This is a genomic window from Janthinobacterium sp. BJB426, from assembly GCF_002735705.1.
Taxonomy (GTDB): Bacteria; Pseudomonadota; Gammaproteobacteria; order Burkholderiales; family Burkholderiaceae_D; genus Janthinobacterium.
This window is the reverse complement of record NZ_PDZL01000001.1, coordinates 162,269-180,244: the sequence shown is the minus strand read 5'-3', so window position 1 is coordinate 180,244 and position 17,976 is coordinate 162,269. Positions and strand designations below refer to the sequence as shown.

General features: G+C 44.8%; 15 protein-coding genes and 1 pseudogene. 2 read left to right on the top strand and 14 right to left on the bottom strand.

From position 1 onward, the window contains the following. The first annotated feature begins 13 nt into the window (after positions 1-13). Entirely contained in the window at positions 14-1,027 is a 1,014-nt protein-coding gene (locus tag CSQ93_RS00760) for an acyltransferase family protein (RefSeq protein WP_099376316.1), read from the top strand. After that, positions 1,011-1,772 (top strand): hypothetical protein, encoded by a 762-nt coding sequence (locus tag CSQ93_RS00755; RefSeq protein ID WP_233515976.1) that lies wholly within the window; start codon positions 1,011-1,013, stop codon positions 1,770-1,772. The genes CSQ93_RS00760 and CSQ93_RS00755 overlap by 17 nt, the downstream gene beginning before the upstream one ends. A 16-nt stretch (positions 1,773-1,788) precedes the next feature. Here the strand turns inward: CSQ93_RS00755 and CSQ93_RS00750 are convergent. The 14 genes and pseudogenes from CSQ93_RS00750 to CSQ93_RS00690 form a co-directional block, all read right to left on the bottom strand. Further along, positions 1,789-2,642, bottom strand: a pseudogene (locus CSQ93_RS00750) (DDE-type integrase/transposase/recombinase). A 204-nt stretch (positions 2,643-2,846) separates the two neighbouring features. Then, positions 2,847-3,773 carry a glycosyltransferase family 2 protein gene (locus CSQ93_RS00745; RefSeq protein ID WP_099376314.1) on the bottom strand — a complete coding sequence of 309 codons (927 nt, stop codon included), beginning with the start codon at positions 3,771-3,773 and terminating at the stop codon, positions 2,847-2,849. After that, on the bottom strand, positions 3,770-4,771 hold the full coding sequence (locus tag CSQ93_RS00740; RefSeq protein WP_099376313.1) for a glycosyltransferase family 4 protein: 1,002 nt from the start codon (positions 4,769-4,771) through the stop codon (positions 3,770-3,772). The genes CSQ93_RS00745 and CSQ93_RS00740 overlap by 4 nt, the downstream gene beginning before the upstream one ends. A gap of 34 nt (positions 4,772-4,805) precedes the next feature. Then, positions 4,806-5,957: an O-antigen polymerase gene (locus CSQ93_RS28630; protein WP_158301064.1), complete on the bottom strand. Its 1,152-nt coding sequence runs from the start codon at positions 5,955-5,957 to the stop codon at positions 4,806-4,808. A gap of 370 nt (positions 5,958-6,327) precedes the next feature. Beyond that, on the bottom strand, positions 6,328-7,464 hold the full coding sequence (locus tag CSQ93_RS00735; RefSeq protein WP_099376312.1) for a glycosyltransferase: 1,137 nt from the start codon (positions 7,462-7,464) through the stop codon (positions 6,328-6,330). 72 nt (positions 7,465-7,536) lie between these two features. Next, positions 7,537-8,121 (bottom strand): acyltransferase, encoded by a 585-nt coding sequence (locus CSQ93_RS29725; RefSeq protein ID WP_099376311.1) that lies wholly within the window; start codon positions 8,119-8,121, stop codon positions 7,537-7,539. A 65-nt stretch (positions 8,122-8,186) separates the two neighbouring features. Then, on the bottom strand, positions 8,187-9,122 hold the full coding sequence (locus CSQ93_RS00725) for a glycosyltransferase family 2 protein (protein ID WP_099376310.1): 936 nt from the start codon (positions 9,120-9,122) through the stop codon (positions 8,187-8,189). A gap of 115 nt (positions 9,123-9,237) precedes the next feature. Then, entirely contained in the window at positions 9,238-10,578 is a 1,341-nt protein-coding gene (locus tag CSQ93_RS00720; RefSeq protein WP_158301063.1) for a lipopolysaccharide biosynthesis protein, read from the bottom strand. A gap of 740 nt (positions 10,579-11,318) precedes the next feature. Continuing rightward, positions 11,319-12,407: an NAD-dependent epimerase/dehydratase family protein gene (locus tag CSQ93_RS00715; protein ID WP_099376308.1), complete on the bottom strand. Its 1,089-nt coding sequence runs from the start codon at positions 12,405-12,407 to the stop codon at positions 11,319-11,321. Further along, positions 12,404-13,426: a 4-hydroxy-2-oxovalerate aldolase gene (dmpG, locus tag CSQ93_RS00710; RefSeq protein WP_099376307.1), complete on the bottom strand. Its 1,023-nt coding sequence runs from the start codon at positions 13,424-13,426 to the stop codon at positions 12,404-12,406. Before dmpG ends, CSQ93_RS00715 begins: the two co-directional genes overlap by 4 nt. Further along, positions 13,419-14,321, bottom strand: coding sequence for an acetaldehyde dehydrogenase (acetylating) (locus tag CSQ93_RS00705; protein ID WP_099376306.1), 903 nt, complete (start codon positions 14,319-14,321; stop codon positions 13,419-13,421). The genes dmpG and CSQ93_RS00705 overlap by 8 nt, the downstream gene beginning before the upstream one ends. Before the next feature lie 77 nt (positions 14,322-14,398). Continuing rightward, positions 14,399-15,337, bottom strand: a complete 939-nt coding sequence (locus tag CSQ93_RS00700) for an NAD-dependent epimerase/dehydratase family protein (RefSeq protein ID WP_099376305.1) — start codon at positions 15,335-15,337, stop codon at positions 14,399-14,401. Next, a complete protein-coding gene (locus CSQ93_RS00695; protein WP_099376304.1) occupies positions 15,334-17,130 on the bottom strand; it encodes a thiamine pyrophosphate-binding protein in 1,797 nt (598 codons plus the stop codon). The genes CSQ93_RS00700 and CSQ93_RS00695 overlap by 4 nt, the downstream gene beginning before the upstream one ends. Further along, positions 17,127-17,969, bottom strand: a complete 843-nt coding sequence (locus CSQ93_RS00690) for an HpcH/HpaI aldolase family protein (RefSeq protein WP_099376303.1) — start codon at positions 17,967-17,969, stop codon at positions 17,127-17,129. The genes CSQ93_RS00695 and CSQ93_RS00690 overlap by 4 nt, the downstream gene beginning before the upstream one ends. Positions 17,970-17,976: the final 7 nt, after the last annotated feature.

The window sequence follows — 17,976 nt, the reverse complement described above, 5'->3', positions numbered from 1 at the left end:
AGTTGAGTTAAATATGAAATCGAAGTTTAGATATTCTCTGGAAAATTTTCGCGGAATCGCAATAATTTTTGTTATGCTTTCCCATATTAGATCATTTCAAGAGATAGAGCAGATTGGTGGCTATTTGTACTATATTGTCGGCGACGCGACAGCCTGGTTTGTATTTATTTCGGGTTATCTTTTTTATTACCTTGAAGTAAATAAATTTGAATATAGAGCCTACATTTCAAAAAAGGCACGATACGTTATTATGCCGTATCTAATTCTTTCGTTTCCAGCCATATTATTTTTGGTAATGACCTATCAGTATCGTCTTTATGGTTTGACTCCCTTGACCTTCATCCTCTGGTCTTTGACTTCTGGAGGGATTGCCGTAGGTCCTATGTGGTTCATTCCGATGATCACAATTTTTTTCCTTTTCACTCCAATTTTTATAATTCTGTCCAAGTCGAAATTGCTCTGCACTCTCACCGCTATAAGTCTGGCCTTCAGTATTTTTTCCGCACGCCCAGTATACAATACAAATGCAATATTATCTTTTCTTCATTTCTTTGGATTCTATTTACTTGGAATTCTTGCTGCAAAAAATTCTATATTTTTGGAAGAACTAAGAACAACAACAAAGATAACAATTATATTTATCTCCTTTTCTTTTTTTGTATTTTTTTGCTTTTTATTCCCAGGTCTTGAAAGTATGCCAAATGGTTTTTTAAGCGGGCTGGGGATGCTTAATTATATTCTAGCGGGAAAACTATTTTTGTTGATAGCTATTTTTTTCCTCTTTGAGCAGTTCTTTGAGCATGAAAACAAAACCCTTGGATTTTTTGCAAAAATAAGTTTCGGCCTATTTTTTATTCATGGTTTTATGGAAGTCATATTTAACAAAATGTGGAAAAATATAAATTATTTCAACTCGATTATAAAGTTGGTTGCGGAAATTATTATAGTTATTTTTGTTTCTGTGGCAATTGTATTTTTAGCGAAAAGAATATTAAAGAAATGGAGCCGCTATGTTATTGGTTGCTAAGTTTTTTTTCACAGTAACATTGTTATTATCATTTTGTTCGGCAAACGCTCGAGATGTTTACATATTAATTCTACAAGAGGGCATTCCAGCGAAGTGTTCCTTGACGAGTTTAAGCGAGACCCAAGGCTTGTATCAAATGGGTTTAGATGGAGGAGAAATATTTGCTCACTTGCCCTTTCCCTGGACTGATTGCATGAGTGACGGCGTTTTGCTGCCGCTAGGGCAGGAAATTATCAAGTCAGGTATGGCGGATCGCGTTGTTTTTTTGCCGATTGGCATAACCGGAACGAATGTACGTGACTGGTTGGAAGGTGGCCGTGGTTATAAGAAGCTGAAATTGGCTCTTGATACAGCAAGTTTTCACAATATTAAGTTTGATTACGCATTGTGGCAAGGACGGCTTATCAGTGACAAATTTACGCGCTCGAACTACGTGAATGATGTCCGGCAGGTAATCAAGTCGATGAGTCTCAGCACAAAGATCAATAAGTGGCTTATTGGCCTAAGCGCAAGTTGCGACCGAATAATCGGAAAGCAGGTGCCTGAAATTCAATGGGCACCACTTCTTAACCGATTTCCGGGACCGGATATCGGTGCGCTTAGCACTGCAGATCGTTCTGATCCGTGTAACGTCAATGACTTTGGGAAGAAGGTGTTGGTACAACACTGGCTTCGTGCCATAAATAATGCAGATACTAAGAGTGAAAAATATCAAAAGGAATCCCTGCTCTATTATTTTAAGTAGCCGTTACTTGCAGTTGCTAAGTGCCCAGTTCCGCTTGATCATAAACGCACTTCACGAATAGGTCCGGCTTCTTTTGCTGCCATTCCTTGAGGATCTGGATGAATGTTTTAGCACCGATGGCCCATTGTGGAATGTGGTGGTTGTAAAGCTTTAAATAGTTGATCAAGGTCGTCTCCAGATCGGCCCGGATGTCGAATCGAGTCTGGTGCAATAGTTTGCTGATACGACCATTGAATCGTTAGACCATGCCATTCGTTTTCGGATGCCGGGGCGGTGCCAGGAGGTGTTCGATGCCCATGGCGGTTCAGACTTTATCGACAGCGTGCTGGCAACAGTGCTTCCTATCTTTTGTTGTGAAGCTGTCGGTGAATTGCGAACCGTTGTCGGTCAGTAGTTTGATGATACAGATCGGCGAGCGTAGCTTAAGGCTGCGCAAGAAGTCGAGGCTGCTTCTATCGCTCATGTGACAGTAGATGTGCAGGAGCACCCAGCGCGCGGCGGGGTCAATGGCCACGAACAAATAGCGGCGCGCACTTTCGTCCGGAATTTGCGGCAAGTATTTGATGTCGACGTGAACGAAGCCGGGTTCGTAGTCCTTGAAAGTCTTCTTGGCCTAGATCGTTTCTCCCTCGGCCTTGGGAATGACATGTTCTAGGCGGGCCATGCCTTCACGTTTGAGCAAACGGGCAGTGCCCGAGCGCGAGACGTCGGGATTGATATATTGCCGGGTAATGTACAGCAGGTGGTCGAGCGGCAGATAGAGCGACTGGCGCAGTGACAGCACGATAGCCTCCTGCGTCGCGCTCAGCGTAGTATGCAGCGTATGAGCCCGATGCCGGCCTCGCGGTCGGACAACCCAGACTCCTTGATTTCCTACCGGATTTTCGGGGTCGTGCGGGCTTGGGGATGAATGCCTGAGCTCATGAACTGAAGTTTATGCGATATGCTACAACCGGTGGGACGATTTCGGTGGCAAACCGCCGATCAACTCGTCAAGCATGGCTCTGGCGCGGAACAGAGTCATGCTGCGACGAGAAATTTGATCATACGAAACTAACAGCTAACTATTGGAAATTAGCTGTTTTTCAACCAATATACTTTATACATGCTAAGTGCTTTCTTCAGCTTGGTAGGCAACAATCTTTCATATCGGCCTATCTTGTAGCCCGCATATTTACACCCTGTTCGAATCAGTGCGGATGGAATCAGGTACCAAGCTGATCCCATTAGAAAACGCATTTCAGAACATAAATAGCGCATGCCTTCGCCGTCAACCTTACCAAATTTTTTTAATAACCAGGACTCACGCGCATGTAGAACGCCGATATCGAAATACCTCCTGAACTCCTGAGCATAGTTGTAATGATGTGAGTGATACACACAAGCACTTGCCTGGTAAGAAATACTTCTGCCAGCTAATAAAAGCTTAGCGGCCACCATTGTATCTTCTCCAAGAATAACGTTCGACGGAAATCCGCCAACATCCATCAAATCCTTTACGCGATACGCTGAAAATGAATTTGAAATGAAGATGGATTTTATTCCCATCTCATCCTTAGATGCAATCGATTTTAACATGTCGCGGTCGGTGTAGTTGAATATCCTAGCGTGTGCCTCACTTGGCCGGCTTCCTATATGTGGCAACTGACGTCCATACGCTGCAGCCACATTGCCGTTTTCAGCGAATACTCGTACAAGATTCTGTAATGCGCATGAATCGAACAATAGTGCGTCCTGAGTCATGAAAACAACAATATCGACATCCTTGGCAATTCTTTCCATCGCCATATGCCGCGTGCCGCCATGGTTGAAGTCACCCTTGCAGATAGTATGTACTTCAAATACATCACGAGTTTTCAAATCCAAAACACCATCTGTCGAACTCGAGTCCACTATTAGCCGGACGTCCGGCATCAGTGATTGCATCTTGAAACGCGCCATCCATTCAGACCACATAGAACCTGGATTATAGGTTGGGATGATTATGCCGATTCTATTCATCTATTTTCACCAACTTCCCGAATAATATCCCAAAACTTTCTCGATGAAACATCCCAACTAAAGTCTTTTGCGCGATTTAGTCCCGCTACGATCAAACTATTCCTGAAATATCCATCAGAGGCAATTTTATTCATTGCGCTAGAAATTTCTTCCAAATTTAATGGATCAACCAGAAACGCCGCATTTCCAGCAATTTCAGGCATACAACTCAAATTGGAAGTGATCACTGGCACACCTGTTGCCATACCTTCAAGTATCGGTAAACCAAACCCTTCATACAAAGAAATATAAACTACAGCCAGAGCCCCCTTAAAATATCGCGGCAAGTCATTATCGGGAATGAAGCCAGAAAATTCGACCATGGTCTGAATATTCAATTTATCAAGAAGTGCCCCAATTTTTGACTCTAATTTTCCTGTGAGAAGTAATTTCACACCAGCACCAGGCAGTTCAGATAGCGAATAAGCCTCGATCATACGATCTATATTTTTATATTCACGACGATTTCCAGCATAAAAAATATAAGGCCATCCTAAATTAATTTTCTCAACATTGAAGTTAAAACCTGATTCAACACTATTATAAACCACATCAATTTTTTCAGACGAAAATCCACCCCACTCCATTAATTCATTTTTTGTAAATTCGGAAACAGTAACTATTTTAGAGGACTTTTTATAAATATTTCTCAATAGCAAATCATAATAAATTTTATGTGCAGCGCTATAATAATGTAGATGCGTTAGATCGTGAACGGTAATCACATCAGGAGTTTTCGGACTAAATGGCGGAATAAACCCTGGCGACCAAAATACATCCGCTCTCAACTTCCTTAATTCCGAACCAAGTTTAAATGGTGAAAGCGGATCAGAAATTCTTCCAGAATAAGTAAGTGGACGCAGAGAAATATCGTTAGGTTTTCTCTTGATCATAGCTGCAGCGACAGAGCCGATCCCAGTTGCTCCTAACCAACGTGCGTCATAACACAAATCAATCATTATTTTCCTTCTTTCATGAACCAATATTACTTTTTTAGAATACTTGTTTTCTTCTCGAAGAAATTAATGAAATAATTATTGCCAAAAACAAATGCTCCACAACCAGATATCCCGTCCCCAATGGAATCAGATCAATCCCCATAAAAAATAGCACCAGAATAAATAGTCCCATATTTGAATTTTCTTTTAATTTAACCGCTAAAGTTTTAAATAATACACCTAGAAGAATAGCCCAAAATAGAAAATAAAATATGGAAAAAATTCCAAAATCTGCCCAAATCCCACCAATTCCGAAAGACGGAGAACCAGAGTCGTTTTCAAACCATTCAGGATAAAATGTTTTTGCAAGTAAAAAATAGCCGAAATCTTTTGGCTTATCTGGATAGACCACCCTTGGCAACCTCGAGTACAAATTCGATTCTATAAGAAGTTTACCGTACTGGGTCGGGAAATCGCTATCAATTACCATATTAGCATTTCTTGTATAATCTGAGTAGTTTGATATATTAACAACAACCTCTACCATATTTCGCTGCTGTGATGCGAAAATCACAAACAATGAAATAAGTAAACTCGCGGATATACCAAAATTAATTAAAAACTTTCCTCCACTCATTTTTCGGTTAAGTACATAAGCAACATATGCAAAATAAATCATCAAAATAGTAACAAATTGCCCCTTGCTGCCATGAATATATATATTAAAAAATAAAATTGAAATAAATAAAACTGATCCAGTAAAAGTTTTCTTTTTCGAGAAAATGAAAGCAATAAAAGAAAGATTATTCAGGAGTGCAGATGTGAAAAGGAAAATCCCGTAACCAGTTCGTGTACTCTCATAAATATTTCTTGGCGTAGCCAATAAATCTCTATATTCATACATGATAGGGAACATAAATAAATAGGAAATGAAAATAAGTATTATATGAAGATACTTTAAATCCACATTTTCTCTTCTATCTGCAATGGTATTGATGAAGCGAGAGTTAATCGGCCTGACATAACGATACACCAATGCAAATATTACCACTTTAACTACATAACATGAATATATGTATGTGTATGCAAATAAACTACCTTGCAGTCCATTGATAGCAATATTAAGTGGTTCCAAAACAAAATAAATGGGTACCTGAAAAAATGCCAAAGGCACCAAAACATTAAAATAGGATTTCTCATATTTCACAATCATAATATAAGAGAAAATATACGAAAGCGCCGAAAAAAATATCACGGCGTATACGACGTAAGTATTTATATTAATCAATTTATTACTTTTCAATAGATTAATTCAAATCTTAAATTCAAGATTATCATAGATTGGGGGTAACTTTTAAGCTGTTAAATACATCACCACATACATGCTCTAAATTATTGAATATAGAAAATTCTATCTTACAAAAGAAAATATGGTATGCGCGCAAAAAGATTATATTTATAATAAATTATGCAGGAATGGATTTTGAATTAAATGGCGATACTATATTATTAAAAATACTAGAAAATATTTCCAATGAAATATTTTTTTATAAGCAGTAAAAAATTCTGAGATTTTATTAACTATAATAAATTGCATCAGTAAAACTAGCCCCAAATACAGGTAACGAGTAATCACGAAGAATTAAATTTCTATTTTCAGTAAGGGTATTTTTATCAAAAATATTCTCATTCGACGCATTCCTTAATAAGGAAAAAAGTTCTTCGCTATTACCTGCACTAAATAACCATTTTTCTGGTAAAATTTCCAACATACCATCCAGTCGCGTCGCAACAATAGGAAGTTCATAGTACATCCCCTCCAACATTACTAACGGTACTCCCTCATACCATGAGGGAATAACCAATGCGTCAACGGCAGCATATACCGGGGACAAATCATTTGACCAAGAACAAAATATTATCCGATCCTCAAGACCGTAGGATATAACTAACTCCTTTAATTTTGACAGATCCGGTCCATCACCTACCACCATCAATCGGAGCAGGCCAAGATCTTCTTTGAAACGACTTAAAGTCTCCACCAAAAAATCATGTGCTTTTTGCTTGAAAGAAACTCTGCCAATGATTGCAATTACATAATCATGTTCTGATATTCCCAATTTTGTACGAGATTTGACTTTTTCTTGATGAACCAGATTGTTTAAATCCAGACCATTTCTTACGATTGAAACATCCTGTCCAGGTGCGCGCATCAGTAGTTCATTTTTCATTAATTCGCTGATCGTTATAAACTTATCTGCCAAATTATAATAAATGGAATTAATGAGAATCTTGACAATTTTTGAAAAATAATTCCCATCAACTTGATGCGCCATAGGAATATAACTGACCGTGCGACACCCCGCTAGTTTTGCAGCGACCAATCCTACGGTACATGATTCAATTCGTCCTTGCGCAACTATAACGACATTTGCTCTAATTTTTTTTAATATGCGAAAAATTTTAAAAATCGTCGCAAACGAAAACAAAGTACGAACAGATTGTAAACGGCGCGAATGATAATCTATTGGAATTAGATTTATTTCTCCACCTTGTTTTTTAATAAAATTTAATTCGGCAGCAATTTTCAAATTACCACTGAAGAAAATAAAGGCTACATCTTTTTTTTCCACCACCGCGAGATGCCTAACAGCAGCTAATGTCATCGCTTCATGGCCGCCAAAATCTTCACTATCATCATAAAAAACCAGCATGTGCTTATCCAATTAATAAAAGAAAAACAACCTTAATACATAAAGGATAATTATTTGAAGTGAATAACAATATTAAATACCTCGCCTACGTTCCCGGAGTATCTTCATGGGAACACCGCCGCCAATATAGTTTTCAGGTAAATCCTTTGTAACAACAGCGCCTGCAGCAACAACTGCGCCATCCCCAATGGTTACACCGGGAAGTATAGTGGCTCCCGCACCTATCCAAACATTATCACCAATGGTTACAAAGGCGTTTTTATCATCCCAAGGAATTTCAGATAATTCTTCGGTGCAGTCAATATCGTAATTACTCGCAATGATAGTCACAAACTGAGCAATAAGACAATTTTTTCCGATTTTAACCGTGCCACCAGATGCACGGATATTATTATATTCATTTATCGTAGTATTGGAACCTATTGTCAAGGAAGAAGGCTTTCCTTTATTTTTTTCATCAGTAACAAAAACTAGAGTACCTTTCCCTATTGAAACTAAATCTCCGATTACTAAATTTTCCGACTTATCATAAAATATAGTAACCCCTGAACCTATATTTACACCTATCGCCCTAAAGTTTGCACGAACACTCACATTAAAAAAATATTTCCCAACATCACGAAAAATAAAATAAAATAAATATGGAATAATTTTCATAGTGAAAAAATCTCAAGGAAAAAATCAGAATAGGGATGTATAAAATAGTAATTTTTATGCCGTTATTACTTTTTTTTGATCCGCAATAAAAATTTCAAAAAGAAAGTTGGAGAGAATATAATTGGGATGTAAAGAAAAGAAAATAACTTTCTGAAGTAATCATACTGATATACGCGAGTTATGTAATTTAGATATAGCTGCTTTAACCTATTTTTATCCTGACCGGCAACTATCTTCTTTATTATATTAACAGCTATGATCTTGTTGGACGCGCTACCGCAAATAATTTTTTTAGAAAGTAACTTTATATGCCGTGCATCAGTATTCAAATTATCAAGTATCAGGAAGAATCGCATCGTTATAATTAATGGATCCCAACCATTCTGAATAGACTCCCAGCATACTAGTTTCTCTGTCCTCAATGAAAATTCTGAGCCGTCATGTAAACTACTCAATAGGCAGGCCAAATTTTGCATACTGGAGCTACAATTTTGATACGCATGACGTATATTTTTTTGCATGTATTCCGTTTTGTACACAGAAGCTGAAATGAAAAGAAGATTTTCAAATGAATCAATCGCCCTGATAAATTCATTCAATCCATTCCCATTTATATTTACTCTTCGAAAAAACATATCGCTGGAAAAATTAAAGAAAACAGATTGCGGCTTGCTCCTAATTGCCCGGAAAATTATCTCTATTGAATCTTCGGCCGGCATATCATCATCACCCAGTACCCAGGTATACTCAGCTTCACTTATTTCCATGCATTTAATAATATTCGCATCGCCTCCAATATTATTTTTATTCTTAATATAAGTCACTAGCCCATCATCGACAATTTTTCTCAAAAATACACTGCTATCCAATGGAGAAACCAAAGAATTGTTATCTAATATAAATACACAACAATCACTAGTGATTTGAGGTAACAACGCCGCAATAGTCTTAATTAATTGCTCATTACGGTTGTATGTAGGTATTGCAATTGCTAATTTCATAATTAACCAATAATATCATTTAGGCAATTTTAATTGCGCACTTTTCAGGGTTTTACAAGAAAATCTCAAATTCACATTCATAAAAAATAAATAAAATATTTTAAAAATATGGCAGTCAATGTGACCATTTTTTTCTCTTCCTAAAAAAAATCATGGTTCCACCGAGTAAGCTTATCGTCAATGAAGAAAAAGAATATGCAAATACGGCACCGGCAGCCCCCATCTTGGGAACTAGAAGAAAAGCCAACGAGGCTGTAATAAGACCCGTCAGGATTGATATTCCCATGAACGGTTCCTGTTTGTGAGCTCTAAGATACGCAGCCTGTGCAAAGACAACGTGGTTAGCTAGACATACCAAGCCCAGCATTAACAAAAGACGCAAGGAAAGGACACGTTCGGCATAAGGAGACCCGATATGGAAAAGGTAATAAAATATCGATCCTACGGCTACAATGCCAAAAAATAAAAATGCAAAAGATTGAATAAAACCTTTCAGTGCGATCCGATCCAATTTCTCCTGTTGTCCGGATGCGACTAGATTTCCATACAAAGGTACCTTAGTCGAAATCCAAGCCATAGCTGCGCCATTCATTGCTGCGATTATCTGCAGACTCATCCCCATTTTTCCGGCAACTATTGGTCCATGTGTCGCAAAAAGAAGCGGATTAAATAGCTGAAAAATCAGGAATCCGCTCATCCAGCTCAGCGCTATTCTCCATTGAAACGGCCAAACTTCATTTTTCCAATCCATACCGGGAAGTTTTTTACTGCCATTGAATAGATCAAGGAAAAAATTTCGGTATTTAAGCCAGAGCCAGATAGCTCCGACTGAAGCCAGAACTGCACTGTTAGCCACTAGCGCATAAATACCACCACCACTCCACAGTACGAGCCATGTCGCTGTAACTGATGCAAAAGATTGCCAAAAACGAAATATCGCTATATCAGCTACCCTCCCACAGCCTTCCAAGACTGCGCCGGACGCGGTGATAATTAAATTAATAGAAGAAAATACAACAAGCATAGACCATGGCTTGCTTGTTTCATAGATAACCGAGATGGATGTTTTGGAACTAAAAAAATATATCCCTACAGGCAATAACACCAATATCATTAAGACTGCGGCTATACCAAACCAAGTCAGCGCGAAATATATCAGCGACTGTAGTCGACGCTTGGCCCGAGCATCTCCTGTGACCACTCCCCCATCTGCCCATTTTAAATGTGTCATCTCATGGCTTGCGAATTGAATAATGACGTAAGTGAGCCCCAATTCGACAAATATCTGAAGCGCGATGAGGCTATTGAAGGTATAGTAATAGCCCTGTAGTTCAGGGCTAAGGAAATGCGTCACCATAAATATGGTGACCAGTCCCGCTCCCACTGACCATCCACGCCCCATCAATGTAAATAAAATTGCTCTATCGATTCCGAACCACTCCCGAATTCTAGACACTTACTACTCCCCAACCAAGTACAAATTAGCAAAAAAAGCATTTAAAAACAAAAGACGGCTTAGTTCAATTGCATTCAGCTACCGAAAGAAATGTACATCTTAAATTTTTCTTGCATCTCGAACCATGAATACTTTCCTTGTTCTTTTATTTTGGCAATCGTAGCGCATGGGCGATGAAATTAACTTCTGAGGCCCCCCATCACAGCCGCTATTTTTTCTAAGAGCGCACTCGAATTCATTAGGGAGTAATTCATAAAAAAATTATGAAAGTCATTCTGACATAAGACAAATAAATATCTATCGATTTAACATACAAAAATCTGCCTCCTTCACTTAGTAGGGGAAGGCAAGCGGCCATAGAAATATTCTCTGCCGGGAAATAAACATGATACAACTGTGCTCCCCGTTAGATGGCTCGAAAAAATAGATATTTCAAATATCTGGATTTAAGGATATTAGCATGTTCAAACCCACAGAATTGGAGTGATTGACAACATACTCGACGTCATCCCTGCGAAAATGCAGACGGCAGCGATAACAGCCGGCGGAACCTGATATAAAAATTTACAATTTCCCTGCCGCAGAACCGGAATTTTTTCTTCTACTCCATATTACAATCAGCCTGATTATTTAATCATCAACTGACATACGTATAGTTCCAGCTAGAAATCTCTCCGGATATGCCAGAAAATATCCGCGCTTACAACCAAATCTTTTTAATTTCGGAAAATACCGATTTTTCAGACATTATTATGTCTCGAGAAATAATTATGATTATTCTGTTTTTTGCAAGAGTACCAACGATACGTCTTGCTAATCGCCTGTTCCAATGAGCAAGTTTGCACTATACCCAGTATTTTCTGCGTATTGGACATGTCCGGATACAAGTCGTCCAGCACCCGCTGCTTCGTCTCAGATTTTCTTATAGCACTTTCGACCTTGATCGACATCAGATCGGAAATAATCTTGGCCAACTCGACATGTGCTATCGGTTGATCGCTGCCGAGATTATATATCTGCCCATCGCCGCCGGTTACAAGCGCGACCATTGTCCACCAAGCTGCGTCGCTGCCATACAAGTAGCTACGTCGGGCTGAACCATCACCGAGGATACGGATGTCGGTGCCGCGTATGGCATCGAGCATAAAATTGTTAATCGCCCAAGGGCGATCTAGTTCCTGGTATGGGCCGACAAAGGTAAAGGGACGTACGGTGCTGACAGGCATGCGGAACTGACTGCGATACACGGAACAAAGACTTTCCGCCGCACGTTTGGCTTCACGATATACAGTATGCAGCTCACCAGCCTGCATGGGAAAACAGTCCGATTCCACCAGGGCACCAGCGCGATTTGGAGTACCGTTTACCAAGCAGGAGCTGACGTTGATCAGACGCTTCAGACCTGGCAACTTGGATGCCGCCTCTAAGGCGTGGTCCATGCCGTAGATAATAGTTTGGTGCACACGTAAGGGATCCGAGGCATGCACTCTGTTATCCGGGATACCGGCGGCATGCACCACATAACTGGTCCTGGCATCGAATAAAAAGGGAGAACGCACATCTTGGGAAATCGTGTGAATATCGTTTCTCAGCGCCAGGTGAGGATATTTTTTTGACCAGTCAGCGACATTGCGGGCGTATATATCTAAGGAAATTTCCAAGCCATACTCATCATTCAACGCAGCAACGGTTTCAGCGATCCAGGAGCCCAGAAAGCCAGTCCCACCGGTAATCGCGATATGCTGGTTTTTCAGTAGGTCACGCAAATCACCGCGCAGGGATGCAGCTAAAAGACAATCACCGCGCAACTCTTTAAATTGTCCATTCATTGTGCCACCGCTTTCTTTTGATTCGCCAGCTCTTGCGCCACTTCAAAAATCAGGCTTTCCTGTCCAGCCACGGCATTGCGCTTGCCCAGCGCAAAGAAGATATCGCGCGGATCGACACCGTATTCTTTGGCTGCACGGTCTACCGGCTTGGCGAAACCGGAGAACACGCCGGCCAGGCCACTGACGATACTCAGCGACGAAATCGTCGGAATTGTCGTCACGAATTCCCTGGCGGCCAGTCCGGCGGCGTCGAGAATCTTGTACAAGTCGATACCGGTATCGATGCCTAGACGCTGGAATACGGCGATCAACACTTCCAGTTGTGCATTGCCGGCGCCAGCACCAAAACCATAGATGCTAGCGTCAATCATCGAGGCACCAGCATTGACTGCCGTCACCGAATTAATCACGCCCATACCTAGATTGTTATGGGCATGAAAGCCAACTGGGATGGATAGTGCATCGACCAAGCGCGAGATACGCTCGGTCACGTCGGATGGAAAATATGCTCCCGCCGAGTCCATGATAATCAAGCCTTCTGCTCCATATGATTCCATTTTCTTGGCTTCTTCCACCAATACTTCAGGCGTGGCCATATGACTCATCATCAGTACGCCGAATACTTGTTTGCCGGCTTGGCGAACGTAGCCGATATGACGGTCGGTGGTGTCGGCTTCGGTGCAGTGCGAGGCGATGCGGAACACGTCAACACCGGCGTCAATGGCTTTGACCAAATCTTTCTTGATAGTACAAAAACCTGGAATCGAATGGATGCCCAGCTTCGAGTCCTTCAGGTTTTCACGCGCCACGGTCAGCATGTCGATGTCACTCAATTTGGCTTCGCCAATCAACATCGACGATGCACCAAGACCGTTGCCATGACCGACTTCAACGATAGGGATACCGGCGGCTTCAGCAGCACGGCAGTAATTGGCGACATTCTCTGCCGTCAGTTGGTGACGTACTGCGTGATTACCGTCACGCAAGGTCGGATCAGTGATGAGTACTTTCTTAGTCATTGTTTTGCTCCTTGCGCAATAAAATTTCGGCTACCTGTTCCGCAATGGCAATGGCAGCGCAATTGATGATATCCAGATTTCCGGCGTATGGCGGCAGGTAATCGCCGGCTCCTACCACCTTGATGGTAACGATGACACGATTGCCATCAACTGTCGGATTGACGATCATTTTATAGCCGGGTACATAGGCATTGATTTTCTTGACCATCACTTCGACTGAAATGCGAATTTTTTCGATATCCGGATTTTCGATCTGCGCATAAATTGTAGTCTGCATGTCGATTGGCGGCCGAGCAGGGTTCAGAATCAGAATCGCCTTGCAGCGAGTAGCACCCGAAAACTTTTGCAGCGCCTGCTCGGTCGCATCGATATATTCATCAAGATTATGGCGTGTGGCGGGTCCCGCGCTGCGCGAAGAAATGCTGGAGGCAACTTCGATGTAAGCGATATTCGGATGTACTTGGGCAATCGCGTTAGCGATAGGAATCGACGCCTGGCCGCCGCAAGTGATCATGTTGATATTGCGTGCGCCGCTGTCGAGGGTTTCCTTGGCATTGATGGCAGGGATGCACAAGGCGCCAAGTTTTGCCGGAGTCATGTCGATGACCGTCTTGCCCAGCTTCTCGAGAATTGCCCAATGCTCATGGTGCGCGTGCGCGGAAGTGGCGTCGAACACGATGTCGCAAATGTCCGGGTTTTGCACGATCGCATCGATACCGCGGTCAGAAATATGCACGCCAAGCTCGTTGGCTTTTTGCATGCCTGCCGAGTTGAAGTTACGGCCGGCAAACAAGGTACATTCGAGCCACTCGGAGCGCATGATCTTGACCATCAGGTCGGTGCCAATATTGCCGGTGCCGATAATACCGACCTTCACTTTGCTTTTCTGTGTCATTTCTTTCCGTTCAATTTGATCTTCATGATTTATTTTTTAAATCGCAGGCCCTGTCCCTGTATGGGGGCCGTTAGTCTCTAATGTGGATCTCGTCCGAGAATGCTGGCAGTTTCCTTCGTAATACAGTCGAGTGAGGAATACGCTGGCAGGTAACCCAACTCGGCGGCTTGCCGGTTCAACGAATAGTAGTACGGCTTGGTACCTGTGGCATTCACCATGGCGGAGGCGGCGCCGACAAATTCGTATTGCAGTCCAAATTGCCGCTTCATCGCATCAAGCAGAGCTGGCTTGTCGACAGGGGCGCGAGTATAACAGTCGATCGGGCCGTTGCGCGGCGGGCCTTTCAGGATACAGTTCACCAGTTGGTGAAAATCTTCAGGGTGCATGAAGTCGCGCACCATGTAGTCAGGCGAGGTCTGCAGCACGGTATTCTCTCGGATCGCGCGCACGATGTCAGTGATGAAAAACCGTGCCTCCATGTCCTGCGTGCGGCTGAAGCAGTTGAACACGCGGATATCGGTGATTGCCAGTTCGGGCTGCGCCCGGTGACGACATTCTGCATGCAGTTTGGCGACCGAATAATACTCTTGCGGTGTCAGCGCATTGATCGAAATGGAAGCCTGAGTCGCCGGTCCCGCCGGCTCCAGAAAGGTGCTGCCATACGCTGCACCACTGGACAGGAAGATATAGCGTCGCTGCGGATGCTTTGCCAGGCCCGCCATCACCATGTCGTCGTACTGCTGAGTAATGCTGAAGATTGATGCCCCCATCTTGGCGGCGCGCTGCGGATCGCCAACGCCGACGAAATTGATCACGGCGTCATGCTCGTGCTGGCCGTACGCTGCATAGAGATACAGCGCGCAGCGCTCGGCCAGGCCGAGTTGATCCAACCACCGTTGCGCCGGAGCCAGGTCACGCACGTATAATTGCAAGCAAGTATCCTCCTGCCGACTCATCAAGCGTATCAGGTCTTTGGCGATCTGGCTGCTGGCACCAAGGATGGCTACGTGCTTCATAGAGCGACTGCCTGTTCCATTTCCCGTGCCTGGATTTCGGCCGGCAGGTGCGGAAACATGCTGTCGATGCTGCTCGAACGCATGCGTCCGTCCGGCAGCCTGACCGACACCACGGCCGGGATGATTTTTTGGTCGCGCGGAGCGACGATCTCGCACAATACCGGACCGTCCATCGCCATCACCTGTGCCAGTGTGGCCGCCAGGTCTTCCTCGCGGTCGCAGCGCACGAACGGCAGCGCATAGCTGGCCGCCATCGATTCCATGCTCGGTATAAATACACCACTGCGGCTGTCAGCGCCGACATAGTGGGCGCCGAGGAAATCGCGCTGGGTATTGCGCATCGATACATAGCCATCGTTATTGATGACGAACAGTTTCACGTTCAGCCCGAAATGGCTCATCGTCGACAGTTCGTGTACGTTGGTCATGAGGGAACCATCGCCGGTGACGCAAACGGTCGGACCGGCGGCGCCCGTGGTGGCGGCGCCATTGGCCACCGGCAATGCGAAGCCCATAGCGCCCATCGAGCCGGAAGAGATGAAGCGTTGGCCATTTTTGACGCGCAAGGCCTGGCCCATCACATAGAATGCCGAGCCCGCATCGGCGACTACACAAGCATCGTCGGCCAGCATGCGGCTCAGTTCTTCGGCGAAATGGTAGAAATTGACGGCATCATTGTGCACATGCGCTTCAGCGCTGACCGGGTAGCGTTCTTTCCATGACTGGGTACAAGCACGCCATGCACTCCAGTCGGGCGCAGTCGTGCCGGCCGAAGCGGCCAGCAAGGCGTCGATGAATTCCAGGCTGCCCGCCTGGATCGCGTGACTGACGCCAACTTGCCCACGGGCGATCACGGCCGCATCGAGTTCGACCTGGATCTTGACAGCGGACGGTGCAAACAGCTCGCTTTCCCAGCCGGTGGTCTGGCCATGCAGACTGCAGCCTATACTGAGGATGACATCAGCGCTCTGCACTGCGAAATTGCCGGCGCGATCACCTTTCGGTCCCGGATGGCCGACAAACAGGGGGTGGTCGAAATACATCACATCTTTGCCCAGCTGGCTAGTGGCGACAGGAATGCCGAGTTGACCAGCCAATTGTTGCAGTTGTGATACGGCATTGGCACAGCGGACGCCGTAGCCGGCTAGAATCAACGGCCGGCGCGCCCCCTGCAGCAAGGCTAACACTTCCGCCACGTTGGCATTTGATGGCGCCAGAGCCAGGGGCTCAGGCACATAACCTGGCAATTCCTCAGGGTCAATCAACGCACCCTGCACGTCCAGCGGCAAGTCCAGCAAAACAGGTCCAGGACGGCCCGATTGCGCCAGGTACAGCGCTTTTTCCAAGTGGTAGCGGATGGTCAAAGGATCCATGACAATCTGTGCGTACTTGGTCACCGAGGCAACGATAGGCACAATATCGACTTCAAACGTGCCGAACTGGCGCAGGCCGGCGATGCCGGAACCCTGGATGGTCTGGGTACTTTTGCTTTGGCCGGTCAGGAACAGCAGCGGGGTGCTATCCTGCCACGCGCCAGCCAGACCGGTCAGAATATTTGTCGCGCCAGGGCCGCTGGTCGCATAGCACACGCCCAGTTCGCCGCTTCGGCGCGCGTAGCCGTCGGCCGCCATCGCGCTGGCTTGCTCGTGGTGATGGTGGATATAGCCGAGGCCGCCTTCGCGACCGAGAGTATCGACCAGGTGCATCATCATGCCACCATTGAGCAGGAAAACGTGTTTGACGCCTTGCTCCAGCAGGCGCGAGGCAATATAGTCAGCTACTCGAATTTTCATTTCGGGTCCATCATGTCGGGAGTATTGTTAAGCGCCAGGAATATACTGTGTTCCTGGTCAAAAGAAGTGACCGCACGCACCACGGCATCGCGGATGATCGAGGTATCAACCGCGTAGACCAGGAAGTTCGCGCCCAGCGCCAAAGCGGCGGCAATGTCTTGCTGGCTGCGCACCATCATGCCAGCGGCCTTGCCTGCGGCGCGGATACGCTGGATCGAGCTATCGACTATGGCGGTAACGCGCGGATGGCGCGTATTGCCATCACAGCCAAGCGCCACCGCCAAGTCGTAAATGCCCATGTAGACCACGTCCAGTCCTGGCGTGGCGCAGATGGCATCCATATCAGCCAGCGCGCTTTCGCTTTCGATAATGACGCAAGTCAGTGAGAAATCATTACTCAACTTCCCAGAGCAGTTGTCCGGCGGATTCGCATACTGCGCCGCGCGGGTAAACGGATTGTAGCCGCGCGTGCCGCGCGGCGCATATTTTGCCATTCTGACGACGGTCTCGGCTTCGCCCGCATTATTCACCTGCGGCGCGACAATGCCATGTGCGCCCAAGTCCAGCGCCCATTGTGCAGCCGACGGATTGACGCCCGGCACGCGAACCAGTGGCACGCCACCAGCCGCCTCGACAGCGCGGATGCAACCATCGAGACCGCTCACATCGAAAATCCCGTGCTCCATATCGAGGATGGCGAAGTCCATGCCACCGAGGGCAAAGATTTCCACCACCACCGGTGATGGTATGATGGACCACACACCTAGCACCGCCTGACCGGCAGCCAGCTTGGCTTTAAGCACATTGATGGCGGCGGATGGCTTTGCGGGTGTAGACATGCAGGTA

Bases quoted from the DNA above. Each gene is read 5' to 3' on its own strand.
- CSQ93_RS00715 (WP_099376308.1), bottom strand. From the start codon at position 12,407: ATGAATGGACAATTTAAAGAGTTGCGCGGTGATTGTCTTTTAGCTGCA.
- CSQ93_RS00735 (WP_099376312.1), bottom strand. From the start codon at position 7,464: ATGCTGGTTTTTTATGATGATAGTGAAGATTTTGGCGGCCATGAAGCG.
- CSQ93_RS00760 (WP_099376316.1), top strand. From the start codon at position 14: ATGAAATCGAAGTTTAGATATTCTCTGGAAAATTTTCGCGGAATCGCA.
- CSQ93_RS29725 (WP_099376311.1), bottom strand. From the start codon at position 8,121: ATGAAAATTATTCCATATTTATTTTATTTTATTTTTCGTGATGTTGGG.
- CSQ93_RS00705 (WP_099376306.1), bottom strand. From the start codon at position 14,321: ATGACACAGAAAAGCAAAGTGAAGGTCGGTATTATCGGCACCGGCAAT.
- CSQ93_RS00690 (WP_099376303.1), bottom strand. From the start codon at position 17,969: ATGTCTACACCCGCAAAGCCATCCGCCGCCATCAATGTGCTTAAAGCC.
- CSQ93_RS00755 (WP_233515976.1), top strand. From the start codon at position 1,011: ATGTTATTGGTTGCTAAGTTTTTTTTCACAGTAACATTGTTATTATCA.
- CSQ93_RS00740 (WP_099376313.1), bottom strand. From the start codon at position 4,771: ATGATTGATTTGTGTTATGACGCACGTTGGTTAGGAGCAACTGGGATC.
- CSQ93_RS00745 (WP_099376314.1), bottom strand. From the start codon at position 3,773: ATGAATAGAATCGGCATAATCATCCCAACCTATAATCCAGGTTCTATG.
- CSQ93_RS00700 (WP_099376305.1), bottom strand. From the start codon at position 15,337: ATGAAGCACGTAGCCATCCTTGGTGCCAGCAGCCAGATCGCCAAAGAC.
- CSQ93_RS00725 (WP_099376310.1), bottom strand. From the start codon at position 9,122: ATGAAATTAGCAATTGCAATACCTACATACAACCGTAATGAGCAATTA.
- CSQ93_RS00695 (WP_099376304.1), bottom strand. From the start codon at position 17,130: ATGAAAATTCGAGTAGCTGACTATATTGCCTCGCGCCTGCTGGAGCAA.
- dmpG (WP_099376307.1), bottom strand. From the start codon at position 13,426: ATGACTAAGAAAGTACTCATCACTGATCCGACCTTGCGTGACGGTAAT.